The sequence below is a fragment of the Maricaulis sp. genome (assembly GCF_048270095.1).
In the GTDB taxonomy this organism is placed as follows: Bacteria; Pseudomonadota; Alphaproteobacteria; order Caulobacterales; family Maricaulaceae; genus Maricaulis.
Map to the genome: position 1 here is coordinate 29,520 of NZ_JBLWTL010000006.1, position 12,766 is coordinate 42,285.

Genomic DNA, 12,766 nt, shown 5'->3' on the forward strand with positions numbered 1-12,766 from the left:
ACCGCCGCGGGCGAGACCCCGTCTCAAGGACCCACAGGCGCCGTCAATACGGCCGCCCCTGACGCCATTCATCTCGCCTCAGCCGGCGGAGTGCCAAATCAGGGCGGGCCGGAATTTGTTGGCGATATCGCATCGAACGCACGCGTCGCGGCAACTGGCACCGGAACGCCCGCGGCGGCCACAACAACAGCGCAGGCGCCCAATTCGAGCGCGGCCGGTGCCGCCGGCTCGGCCAGTACGCCCAACGTCCAGACACCCAATTCCGCGACCCCGCATGTGACGGCCGAAACGGCGACAGCCCCGGCAGTTTCCGCGTCCAGCACACCGGCCGCCTCCCATGCGACGAGCGCGTCCGCCAACGTGACCATCGGGCAGCCGGCGGCGAGCCTGACCGGTTCAACCGCAACTGGCACAGGCGGCCAACCCGGCCCCGTCCCGGGCGCGGCCGCCACTCCGGCCGAGACGGCCATACTGGCCGGGTCCGGCCAGGGCATTGAAAAGCCTGCCACCGCCAAGAGTCTCGATGCGGGCACCGCGGGCAAATCGACCGGCAATCCTGACGCAACGGCTGACACCGGGCCTACTGCCTCGACTTCTGCCAGCACCAGTGCGACCGCCAACAAGACGGCCAAGCCGCCCGTCATGGCTGTGCTGTCGCCGTCCAACCCGGCACCGCCCGCCCAATCCGCAGCGACACCCGCCGCCTCGCCAGCCAACCCGACGGCTGCAGCGCCTGCAGCGCCCGCTTCGCCCCCGTCTCAGACCGGCGAAGCCGCCCAGGCGGCGGTGGCGGCGAGCACACCGGCAGGCCGTTTCGCACAAGCACGCCAGGGCGTGGATGAACGCGACGGCAATCTGGCCATCGGCCGGAGCAAGGGAAAATCGGCTGCCAATAGCGCGAACACGGCGGCCGCCAGGCCCCAGGCGAATGGCGCATCGGCCCAGCCACAATCGGGCACTGCCAACGCGGCCGCCTCACGTCCCGATATAGCAGTCACAAGCCGCGAATTGCCGCCCTCTGCGCCTCCACCTCCCGCAAGTGTGCTGCCAGCCCTCGCGACCGATGCCGTACGCATTTCCGGTGTCAGCTCTGATCCGGTGATGACCACAATGACGGATTCAGGCTCGATCGCGGCGCGTGGCGCGACCCGCAGCGCGGCAGAGGCCGGCGCCGGTCAGCCCCCGCGCTTCTCGCCACATACGGCCAACCAGCTCGCCGGCCAGATATCACAACGCTTCGCCAATGGTTCGCGTGTGTTCGGGATCCGGCTCGACCCGGCCGAGCTTGGCCGTGTCGATATCCGTCTCGAGCTCAGCCAGAACAACCGCGTGCATGCCACACTGACGGTGGAACGCGGCGACACGCTCGCCGAAATGCAACGCTCGACGCGCGATCTGGAACGCGCACTCAATGATGCAGGCCTTGAGCTTGAAGAAGACGGGCTGACTTTCGAGCTCAGCGAGGGCAGCGGCGAGCAGGAATCCGCCGAGTCCGAACAGGGCAGCCATTTCAATGTCTATGGACTGGATGAGGACAGCGCGCACGAGCTTGGCGCCGAGATCATTCCGGGCCTGGCCGACGCATACGGTTTCAGTCTGTCGCGGCGCGACGGCGTCGACCTCAGAGTTTAGGAGAAGCAAAATGCCAAGCGCGATCAATTCGGTAACCGACTCAAGCCCGCAGCTTGAAAACAGCCGGACCAGCCTTGCCGATAATTACGAGATGTTTCTCAACCTGCTCACGGCGCAGATGAAGAACCAGGATCCGCTCGATCCGCTGGACGCGACGCAATTCGTCGATCAGCTCGTCTCATTCTCCGGCGTTGAGCAGCAAATCGCCCAGAACCAGAATCTGGAGAGCCTGCTGATCGTTCAATCGGCCGCAGCCCAGACCTCGTCGGTCGGCTATATCGGGCGCGTCGCGACGGCATTGACCCCGGAAAGCCGCCTGCAGGACGGGGCCGCGACCTGGCAGTATGAATTGCCCGAAAATGCCAACGCTGCCGATCTGACAATCCGCGATTCCAGCGACCGGATCGTCTACCGCACGACCGGGGAAACGACGACCGGCCAGCATGATTTCAACTGGAACGGCCAGACATTGTCCGGCAGCACCGCACCAGACGGCGTCTACACGCTCGAGATCAATGCCGCCGCACAGAATGGCGCCGAAATCACCGCTGAAATCCGGGCCTCAGCCCGGGTCACAGGCATCGATCTTTCTGGATCCGAAGTGATTGTGGAAATGGGCGGGGTGAATGTTCCCCTCTCCTCCGTGCTCGCACTTCAGGAAGAACAATAGAAGACATAAGCAGGCCACTGGCCTGACCCGGACCGCCAGAAAGGCGACCCGGCCTCACAAGACGGCAGAACGCTCCAAAAACAAACACCAACAAGGAGCTTATCGTGAGCATCAATTCAGCAATGATCGCCGGCGCGTCCGGCCTGATCGCCAATTCCAGCGCTCTCGCAGCGATTTCGGACAATATCGCCAATGTGAATACGGTTGGCTACAAGCGGGCGACCGCCGTTTTTACCCCGCTCTACCGCTCCCAGGGCACGTCGCAGCATTTTGCTGCTGGCGGGATCATGAGCTCCACCAAATTGCAGATCAGCCAGAGCGGCCTGCTCTCACCGGGTAGCTCCCCGACCGACCTTGCGGTCTCCGGCGACGGCTTCTTCGTGGTTAGCGAGAACACGCGTGGCTTCACCACGACTGATCCGGTCGCCTTCACCCGCGCCGGCAGCTTCCATCCGGACGCAAACGGATATCTGCAGAACTCCGCCGGCCTCTACCTGGCCGGTTGGCCGGTCCAGGCCGACGGGACGATCAACGCGGACCCGTCTGATCTGAGTTCACTGGAGATCATCAACCCGGTTTCCGTCGGCGGCGCGGCCGAGGCCACGACTGAAGTTGGTCTGAGCGCAAACTTGCAGGCAAGCCAGGCTGTCTCCGCAGCCGAGGCGACCTATGCCGCAGGCGCGTCGGCGACCAATATGTCCTCCGGGGCGGTTACAGCGGATGTCGAGTTCGGCATCCCGATCTATGATTCGCAAGGCGGCGTACACACCATCACCCTGTCGATGTTGAAATCCTCGACACCCAACCAGTGGCATGCCGAACTGCATGTCAGCCCGGCCTCGGAAGTCACAACAGGGGCCGGCCTGGTCGACGGCCAGATCAGCACCGGCATCATCGCCTTCGATTCGAATGGTAATTTCGACTCGGCGAACAGCACCATCCCCAGCACGCTGAGCTTCCTGTCCTCCAACAATGCCGCACCACTTGGCGCAACCGCCGTCCAGTGGGCTGCGGCCGAAGGCATCAGCGCCCAGACCATTGATATGGCGCTTGGCGGTCCAAACAGCGCCGGTGGCCTGACCCAGTTCGACAGCCAGAGTGCCCTCGCGGCCACCTCGGTCAACGGAACGCCGTTCGGGGATTTCTCCGGGGTGGATATTGATGCCAGCGGCATGGTCTACGCCAAGTTCACCAATGGTATCGTCAAGAAGATCTACCAGGTCCCGGTCGCAACCTTTGCCAATGCCGACGGTCTGGAAGCCTTGGGCGGCGGTGCCTATGGCGTTACGCGCGATAGCGGGAATTACACACTCAATACCGCCGGCATCGGTTCTGCCGGCAATCTCGCCGCCGCGACCCTGGAGAGTTCGAATGTCGATCTGGCTACAGAATTCACCAATCTGATCATTACGCAGCGTGCCTATTCGGCCTCGTCCAAGATCATCACGACCGCAGACGAAATGCTCGATGAAGCGATCCGCATGAAGCGATAAGCCGCCCGGTAGCGGTGAATAAATGACGGGCTCCGCCATGCTGGCGGGGCCCGTCTTTTTATGCGCAAAGCGGTCAATTTATATGAGCGTATTTTACCGGAGACGTTAAAGGCAAATTTACCCAGTAGCTTAGGCCGATGTTAAAACCCCTCCCGTATGTTGACCCTACAAACAAACAAACAAACGGGGACCGGACATGCAGCCGCGCCTTCAAAAAAAAGAAAACTACGTAATTGGGCCGGATGGTAGCCCGCTTACGCTTGCAGACCTCCCCAATCCAGGCGCACAGCGCTGGGTGGTTCGACGCAAGGCCGAAGTGGTCGCCGCAGTTCGCGGTGGCTTGCTTTCGCTGGACGAGGCTTGTGAGCGATACACGCTCACGGTCGAGGAATTTCTCGGCTGGCAAAGGTCGATCGACAAGCACGGCCTGGCCGGCCTGCGAACGACTCGATTGCAGCACTACCGATAGCGCGTATTCGCGACAAATCCTGAAAGAATGGCGACCCCATCCCCCCGGGGTCGCCTTTTTCATGTGTGCCGCATAACAAAACACACCTGTCTCACCTGCCCTCCCGGACCGGATGCATCTCCTATGCTCCGGCATTAAGGCCTCGTTTACGAGGTCGGTAGGAAAATTCTGCCCAGTGGTTCGCGCAAGATGCGTGCGATCGAACAGGCAGGAAAACTTGTGAACGCGCTTCTCGATCAGTTCAGGGCATTCGGCATTGGCCGTCTGGCAGCGATTTTCGGTCTCGCGGCCGGCGTGGCCGCCGCGCTCGTCTATTTCTCCGGCAATGTCGGTGCCGGCTCGCAATCGCTGCTCTATTCCGGGCTCGCCCCGGCTGCGGCCGCCTCGGCCGCCCAATTGCTCGACCAGGCCAATGTGGAATACGAAATCCGGGAAGGCGGCACCGCCATTTATGTGCCGCGCGACCAGGTCGATGAAGCCCGTGTCCGGGTCGCATCCGGCGGCCCGCTGAGCGGTGCCTCGGTCGGCTATGAAATCTTCGATCGCGAAGACAGCTTCGGCCAGACCAGCTTCGTGCAGAATCTCAATGCCAAGCGCGCCCTCGAAGGCGAGTTGGCCCGCACGATCCAGTCGATGGCCTTCGTGTCCGCCGCCCGCGTCCACCTCAACCTGCCCGAACGCCGCCTGTTTGTCCGCGATCAGCAGGCACCGACCGCCGCGGTGACCATCTCCACCAATGCCCAGCTCAATAGCGAGCAGGTCCGCGTCATCCGCAATATCGTCGCCAGCGGCGCCGGCATCGAATCCAATCATGTTTCACTGGCCGATGATCGCGGCCGTCAGCTGGCCGGAAGCGGCGGCGAAGGTTCGGCCGTCAGCATTATGATGGACGAGCGTCAGAGCGGTATTGAGGGCCAGTTGCGCCAAAATCTTCTCGATCTCGTCGAGGGCGTTGTCGGCGTCGGTGCCGCCCGCGTCCAGGTGACCGCGGAGCTCAACCGGCAAAGCGTCACGGAGAGCTCGGAGGTCTACGATCCGGACGGCGCCGTCGTTCAGTCACGTGACCGCCGCAACGAAACCAGTATCGACCAGGACGGTGCCAACAGTAATCGTGTCTCGGCCTCGGAAAACCTGCCCGACGCAGACTCCGGTGCCGGCGCCGCGACCGGCGCGACCTCCAATCGTGAAGTCTCGAATGATGTCGTCAGCTATGCGATCTCGAGCACAACGCGCACACAAATTACCGAAGCGGGCGGCATCGAACGCCTCTCGGTCGCCGTCGCGGTGGACGGTATCGTCGAAACCCAGCCCGACGGCACGGTGCAGTGGCGCGAACGCTCCCAGGACGAGATTGATCGCATCGAGGCACTCGTCCGTTCAGCCATGGGCTATGTCAATGAAGTCGGCGGCCGCCAGGATTCAGTGACGGTCACGCAAATGGAATTCGCCCGGGCGAACCCGTTGCTGGGCACACCCGCGACATCCGGTTTGAACTTCAGCAAGAGCGATTTCATGCGAATTGCGGAAGTCGCTGTGATGTTCATCACGGCCCTGCTCGTCATTTTCCTGGTCGCCCGCCCGCTGATCAAGGGCGCCGGCGGCGGCGCAATGCCGGCCGGTCTCGCCCTCGCAGGCGCGACAGGCGGTGGCAGCGCCCCCCGCATTGACAGCGCAGCCGCGCCGATGGCCCTCGCCGGCACCAATCCTTCGAGCGGCGCCGCGGCGCTGGCCGATGACGGGATTGATATCTCCAAGATCGACGGCCAGGTGAAAGCCTCCTCGGTGAAGAAGGTCGCGAGCATTGTTGAGTCTCACCCCGAAGAATCGATTTCGATCCTTCGCACCTGGCTCCATGAGGGTTGATGATGGCCATTGACCGCAGCAGAGCGATCGAAGATCCCGGCAAAATGACCGGCCCGGAAAAGGCCGCCGTGATCCTGCTCGCTCTGGGCGAGGATGACCACGGCCTGTGGAATCATCTCGACGAAGAGGAAATCCGCGAAGTCTCGTCGGCGATGTCCAATCTCGGCACTGTCACGGCCTCCGCCGTCGAAAAGCTGATCGTCGATTTCGTCGGCCAGATGTCCTCGACGGGCTCGCTGATGGGGTCGTTCGAGGCGACCCAACGCCTGCTGGGCTCATTCCTGCCCGGCGAAAAAGTCGACACCATCATGGAAGAGCTGCGCGGTCCCGCCGGGCGCACCATGTGGGACAAGCTGGGTAATGTGAACGAGGTCGTACTCGCCAATTATCTCAAGAATGAATATCCACAGACGGTCTCTGTCGTGCTCTCCAAGGTCAAGGCCGAACACGCCGCCCGCGTCCTCGGCTCGCTACCGGAAGACTTCGCACTCGAAGTCGTCACGCGGATGCTGCGCATGGAGCCGGTCCAGCGCGAAATTCTCGACAAGATCGAGGAGACGCTGCGCAATGAGTTCATGTCCAATCTGGCGCGGACCTCCAAGCATGACAGCCACGAGATGATGGCCAGTATCTTCAATAATTTCGACCGCCAGACCGAGAACCGCTTCCTCGCAGCGCTGGAAGAGCGCAATCGTGACAGTGCCGAGAAGATCCGCTCCCTGATGTTCGTGTTCGAGGACCTCTCCAAGCTCGATCCAGGCGGCATCCAGACCCTGATGCGCGCCATCGACAAGGACCAGATGGGCCTCGCCATGAAGGGTGCTTCCGACAGCCTGCGCGATCTCTTCTTCTCCAACATGTCCGAGCGTGCCGCCAAGATCATGCGCGAAGATATGGCCGCGCTCGGACCTGTCCGACTGAAGGATGTTGATACCGCCCAGCAGGGCATCGTTGCGCTCGCCAAGGATCTGGCTGCCAAGGGCGAGATTCTTCTCGCCGATGGCGGCGCCGACGACGAACTGATTTATTGAGGATGACCCAGGCATGAGCCCGACGAAATTTGATTTCGACACCGAGTTCGATCACGACGGCCAGATCCTTCGTGATGGCGAGAGCTATAAGCGTTTCTTCACCCAGGACGATATCGACTCCGCGCGTATGTGGGGCGTCGAGGAAGGCCGTGAGATGGAAGAAGGCCGCTGCGCTGAATCCCTGCAGACAATCGGCGCGCAAATGCAGCTCATCCTGTCGCGCCTGGCGGGAGAATCGGCCGCCCTGCGGGCCAGTGCCACGCAGTTGGCGCTCGCCGCGGCCCGCAAGATCGCCGGCGAAGCGCTGAACGCTTATCCGATCGACACGATCGAGCAGCTCGCCGCCGAAGCCGTGCAGGATTTGCGCGATGAACCCAGACTGTCCGTGCGTTGTGCACCGGAACTGGTCGAGGACCTGGCCGAACGGCTGGAGCGCACGGCACGCGATCTTGGCTTTGAAGGCGCGATCCGGGTGCGCGGCAATGCCGAGATGAGCGGGGCCGATGTTCGCCTTGAATGGGCGACCGGTGCGATTGAACGCTCGGCGGAAGAAATCGACGCCCGGCTGGGCGAAGTCGTGGCGCGTTGGCTCGCTGCCGCATCCCAGGAAGAATCCGCGACAGACGCGGCGGCCGACCCGACCGTCAACGCGTCTGCGGCATAAGGAGGCCGACCATGCCTGACAATACGAATTTCGACCTGCCAGAACTCGAGAAGGACGCGACACCCGTCCCGGTCGAGGATCAGCAGCCGCGCGAAGGTATGATCGACGACGCCGCCAAGAGCGCCGCCGATCTCGCCCCGGTTTTCGATGTCCCGGTCAATATCTCCGCGGTTCTGGGCAAGGCACAGATCGACGTGAATTCCCTGCTCAAGCTGACGGCCGGATCGGTGGTCGAACTCGACCGGAAGATCGGCGAAGCGATCGATATCTACGTCAACAATCGCCTGGTAGCGCGCGGCGAAGTCGTCGTCGTCGACGACCGGCTTGGCGTGACCATGACTGAAATCATCAAGGATGGGGACGCCGGTTAAACGGCGGCTTGAGACAATGAACACAATGGAGCGGACATTATGCGAGTCCTGATCGTCGGAAGCCTGGGTGGGCAATTGCACACCGCCACTAAAATTGCGATCGACCGCGGCGCCTCCGTGTCGCAGGTCGATACGATCCAGCAAGCGACGTCGCATTTGCGCGCCGGGCGCGGCGCCGACCTGATCATGGTTGATCTGTCGCTCGACGTGCAGGCGCTGATCACCGCGAATGAAGCGGAACGCATTATCGTTCCGGTCGTTGTCTGTGGCGTCAATGTCCGTCCCGAGGCGGCTGCGGCCGCGATCCGGGCCGGCGCCAAGGAATTCATCCCTCTGCCGCCCGATGCCGAGCTGATCGCTGCCATCCTCGAAGCGATTTCTGATGACGAACGCCCGATGATCGCCCGCGATCCATCGATGCAGACCGTCATCACCCTGGCCGACCGGATTGCCGGTTCCGATGCCTCGGTCCTGATCACCGGTGAGAGCGGCTCGGGTAAGGAAGTCATGGCGCGCCATGTCCATGCCAAGTCCAAGCGTGCCGGCGCCCCCTTTATCTCGGTCAATTGCGCCGCGATTCCGGAAAACCTGCTCGAATCGGAACTGTTCGGCCATGAGAAGGGGGCCTTCACCGGCGCCGTCGCCCGCCGGATCGGTAAATTCGAGGAAGCTGATGGCGGTACGCTGCTGCTCGACGAGATCTCGGAAATGGATACGCGTCTGCAGGCCAAACTCCTGCGCGCGATCCAGGAACGCGAAATCGATCGGGTCGGCGGCACCAAGCCGGTCAAGGTCAATATCCGCATTCTGGCGACCTCGAACCGCGACCTGCGCAAGGCTGTCGCTGAAGGTTCCTTCCGCGAAGATCTGCTGTTCCGCCTGAATGTCGTCAATCTGGCGCTGCCGCCGCTGCGCGAACGCCCGGCCGATATTCTCGCCCTGTCCGAGCACTTCATCCGCAAATACTCGGCGGCCAACCAGGTTGAGCCGCTGCCGCTGTCCGAAGCGTCAAAGGCTCATCTCGTCGCCCGCGAATGGACCGGCAATGTGCGTGAGCTGGAAAACGCCATGCACCGTGCTGTCCTGCTGGCGACCGGCCGGGAAATCAGCCCCGACGCCATTCGCATGCCTGATGGCTCGGTCTTCTCGGGCTCCGGCAATACCGCCGTGCGCCAGGCGTCCGATGCGGCCAATGCAGCCCAGCGCGTCATGGTCGGCATGACCGTCGCCGAGGTTGAGCAGGATCTGATCCTCGACACGCTGGATCATTGCCTGGGCAACCGTACGCATGCCGCCAACATTCTCGGCATCTCGATCCGCACTCTGCGCAACAAGCTCAAACTCTATACCGAGCAGGGCGTCACGGTTCCCCTGCCCAACCAGCCCGCCATGGGCGCTTCTGTCGCGTGATTGGATAAGTCTTGGTCGATACTTCAGCCTCCGGCTCGTTAGGCTCCAACAGCGGCGCCTTCGATCCACAGGCCTTCCTGAACCGGATTCTGAAGGGCGATGTCGCCCTGGCGGTCGGCATTCTCGGCATCCTGGTGATGTTGATCCTGCCGATGCCAAGCATGCTGCTCGATCTGGCGCTAGCGATCTCGATCTCGATCGCGGTGCTGGTGCTAATGACGGCCCTGTTCATCAAACGACCGCTTGAATTTTCCGCCTTCCCGGCCGTGCTGCTGATCACGACCCTGCTGCGCCTCGGCCTCAACATCGCCTCGACCCGGCTGATCCTCTCGAAAGGCGCCGAGGGCACAGACGCCGCCGGCGAAGTCATCCAGGCCTTCGGGGCTTTCGTGATGCAGGGCAATGTCGTGATCGGCGTGATCGTATTCGCGATCCTGGTGATCGTGAATTTCGTCGTCATCACCAAGGGTTCCGGACGCATCGCCGAAGTCGCGGCTCGTTTCACCCTCGACTCCATGCCCGGCAAGCAGATGGCGATCGACGCCGACCTCTCCTCCGGCCTGATTACAGAGAATGAGGCACGCCAGCGCCGCAAGGATCTCGAGGGCGAAAGCAATTTCTTCGGTGCCATGGATGGTGCCTCGAAATTCGTCCGCGGCGATGCCATGGCAGGCCTGATGATCACCGGCATCAATCTGGTCGGCGGCATCATTATTGGTGTCGCCCAGTCGGGCATGCCCTTCGCTGAAGCCGCCGGCACCTATTCCAGCCTGACGATCGGCGATGGTCTGGTTTCCCAGATCCCGGCCCTGATCATCTCCGTCGCGGCCGGCCTGCTGGTTTCCAAAGCCGGTGTTGATGGCCAGGCCGACAAGGCCCTGTTCGGGCAGATGGTCGCCAACCCGGCCGGGCTCGGCCTGGTTTCGGCGGCCACCTTCATTATTGGCGTTCTGCCAGGCATGCCCTTCATTCCCTTCGCCTTGATGGCGGCAGGCACGGGCGCTCTCGCCTGGTTCAACCGCGATATCGCCGAACGCAAGGCGGCGGAGAAAGAAGCCGAGAACGCGGCCGAGGTCGAAGCGCATACGCCAAAGAGCAGCGAAGCGCCGATCGAGGACAGTCTGGCAATGGACGAACTCAAGATCGAGCTCGGCTATGGTCTCCTGCCACTGATCAATGATGTCGATGGCCGCAAGCTGACCGACCAGATCAAGGCCCTGCGCCGCTCACTCGCCGAGGAAATGGGCTTCATCACTCCGGCGGTTCGAATTGTCGACAACATGCAGCTGGGCAATCTGGAATATTCAATCCGGATCAAGGAGCTCGAAGCGGGCCGTGGTATGCTGCAGCTTCACAAGCTCCTTGTCATGGATCCCGCCGGTCTGCAGATCGAGCTGCCCGGCGAACACGTCAAGGAGCCGGCCTTCGGTCTGCCCGCAACCTGGATCGACGAGAATCTGCGCGAGGAAGCCTCGTTCCGCGGTTACACGATTGTCGAGCCCGCGGCCGTTCTGGTCACCCATTTGACCGAATTGTTGCGCGACAACATGTCGGACCTGCTCTCCTATGCCGAAGTCGAGAAGCTGATCGAAAAGCTCTCCAAGGAACACCGCAAGCTGGTCGACGACATTGCCCCGTCGCAAATCAGCCGCGCCGGTATCCAGCGCGTGCTGCAGTCGCTGATTCGCGAACGCGTTTCGATTCGCGACCTGGCGACGATTATCGAGGGCATCGCCGAATCAAGCGGCACGACCAACCGCATCGAGCCGATTGTCGAACATGTCCGCAGCCGGCTCGCGCGCCAGATTTGTCACAGCAACAAGGCACCCAATGGCAATCTGCCGGTGCTCGCCCTTGCTCCACAATGGGAACAGGCCTTCCTTGAAGCCCTGATCGGTGAAGGTGAGCGCAAACAGCTGGCCCTGGCGCCGTCCAAACTTCATGAGTTTGTCGCTGCAGTTAGAAACTCTTTTGAAACCGCATCAGCACAGGGTCATGTACCTGTACTGCTGACGAGCCCCGTGATTCGTCCGTATGTGCGTTCGCTGGTGGAGCGTTTCCGCCCGCAAACGGTGGTGATGTCGCAGAACGAGATCCACCCGAGCGCACGACTGAAGACCTTGGGGCATGTCGGCTGACCGACCAACAATTGACCCGGTAGTGACCTTCGATGCGTTTGAAAACCTTTGCAGCCCAGACTCTGACTCAAGCCATGGCGGACGTCCGCCGGGAGATGGGCGCAGAGGCCGTCATCATCGCCACATCGGATGGGCCCAATGGCGGCGTGCAGGTGCGGGCGGCGAGCGAGATGGCCTACCATCCCGACCCGGTGGAGCCGGTGCGCGAACGCACCCAGCGCCTTGCGGATGCCGCCGAGATTGCACGCGGAGACCTTGAGGACGAACACCTCGACCAGGTTATCCGCGCGCTCGGCTTTCACCGCACCCCCGGCGTCGCAGCCCAGTCCCTGATCAAGGCGGCCCAGGATTTTGCCGATGGCCATGCGGTTGGTCGCCTCGCCCACGCGATAGAAGCCCGGTACGCCTTCCAGCCCCTGCCCGCGATTCCTGAGCATGCTGTCCTGTTTGCCGGCACGCCCGGCGTCGGCAAGACATCGGCCCTCGCAAAAACCGCGGCGCGTTCGATTGCCGCCGGGTCCGTCCCGACCCTGATTTCCTGCGATGGCGAGCGGGCCGGTGCCGATGCGCGCCTGCAAGCCCTGGCGCAGAAGATGGGCGCCAGCTTCATCGCCGTCGACGACCCGCGCGAACTGGCTGATGCGATGCGCGAATTCGATGGGCCGGCTCTGATTGACAGCCCGGCTGTCAATCCGTTCGAGCTCGACGATCTCGATATGACGCTCGCCTTTGCCGATTCCAGCGAGGCGGAGATCGTCTATGTCTTCGATGCCGGCCTGACGCCGGAAGACGCCGAGGATGCCGCGTCGCTGTTCGCCTCGATCGGCGCGAGCCGTTGCATTCCGGTCAAGCTGGACTGCGCGCGCCGGCTCGGCGCTGTGCTGGGCGTTGGCGAGACCGGTCTGGCCTTCGCACAGATCTCATCAACCCCCTTCATCGGCGGCGGGCTTGCCCCGGCGACGCCCTTGCGGCTGGCTCGCGCCCTGATCGAAACCCGCGCTCACCCCTATGAGGAAACCGACTGA

11 protein-coding genes are annotated in these 12,766 nt (G+C 62.6%); all 11 read left to right on the plus strand.

Going from position 1 to position 12,766, the window contains the following annotated elements; all coding sequences use genetic code 11:
- On the plus strand, positions 1-1,632 hold a 1,632-nt coding region (locus ACN0YJ_RS05440; protein ID WP_417495567.1), incomplete at its 5' end, for a flagellar hook-length control protein FliK.
- Positions 1,633-1,642: 10 nt separating this feature from the next.
- The gene (locus tag ACN0YJ_RS05445; RefSeq protein ID WP_417478710.1) at positions 1,643-2,302 is read left to right on the plus strand and encodes a flagellar hook assembly protein FlgD; all 660 of its coding nucleotides are present in this window, start codon (positions 1,643-1,645) and stop codon (positions 2,300-2,302) included.
- Positions 2,303-2,406: 104 nt separating this feature from the next.
- Entirely contained in the window at positions 2,407-3,795 is a 1,389-nt protein-coding gene (locus tag ACN0YJ_RS05450) for a flagellar hook protein FlgE (protein ID WP_417478711.1), read from the plus strand.
- 196 nt (positions 3,796-3,991) lie between these two features.
- A complete protein-coding gene (locus ACN0YJ_RS05455) occupies positions 3,992-4,264 on the plus strand; it encodes a DUF1153 domain-containing protein (RefSeq protein WP_091766327.1) in 273 nt (90 codons plus the stop codon).
- A gap of 219 nt (positions 4,265-4,483) precedes the next feature.
- Positions 4,484-6,127, plus strand: a complete 1,644-nt coding sequence (fliF, locus tag ACN0YJ_RS05460; RefSeq protein ID WP_417495568.1) for a flagellar basal-body MS-ring/collar protein FliF — start codon at positions 4,484-4,486, stop codon at positions 6,125-6,127.
- Positions 6,128-6,171: 44 nt separating this feature from the next.
- Positions 6,172-7,158, plus strand: a complete 987-nt coding sequence (gene fliG / locus ACN0YJ_RS05465; protein WP_417478716.1) for a flagellar motor switch protein FliG — start codon at positions 6,172-6,174, stop codon at positions 7,156-7,158.
- A 13-nt stretch (positions 7,159-7,171) separates the two neighbouring features.
- Complete coding sequence (locus ACN0YJ_RS05470; RefSeq protein ID WP_417495569.1) at positions 7,172-7,822, plus strand: hypothetical protein; 651 nt, start codon at positions 7,172-7,174, stop codon at positions 7,820-7,822.
- Positions 7,823-7,920: 98 nt separating this feature from the next.
- Positions 7,921-8,193: a flagellar motor switch protein FliN gene (gene fliN, locus ACN0YJ_RS05475; protein WP_417478717.1), complete on the plus strand. Its 273-nt coding sequence runs from the start codon at positions 7,921-7,923 to the stop codon at positions 8,191-8,193.
- Positions 8,194-8,232: 39 nt separating this feature from the next.
- Positions 8,233-9,603, plus strand: coding sequence for a sigma-54 interaction domain-containing protein (locus tag ACN0YJ_RS05480; protein WP_417478714.1), 1,371 nt, complete (start codon positions 8,233-8,235; stop codon positions 9,601-9,603).
- Positions 9,604-9,614: 11 nt separating this feature from the next.
- Positions 9,615-11,741, plus strand: a complete 2,127-nt coding sequence (flhA, locus tag ACN0YJ_RS05485) for a flagellar biosynthesis protein FlhA (RefSeq protein ID WP_417495570.1) — start codon at positions 9,615-9,617, stop codon at positions 11,739-11,741.
- Positions 11,742-11,773: 32 nt separating this feature from the next.
- Positions 11,774-12,766 carry a flagellar biosynthesis-like protein (FlhF) gene (locus ACN0YJ_RS05490; protein WP_417489271.1) on the plus strand — a complete coding sequence of 331 codons (993 nt, stop codon included), beginning with the start codon at positions 11,774-11,776 and terminating at the stop codon, positions 12,764-12,766.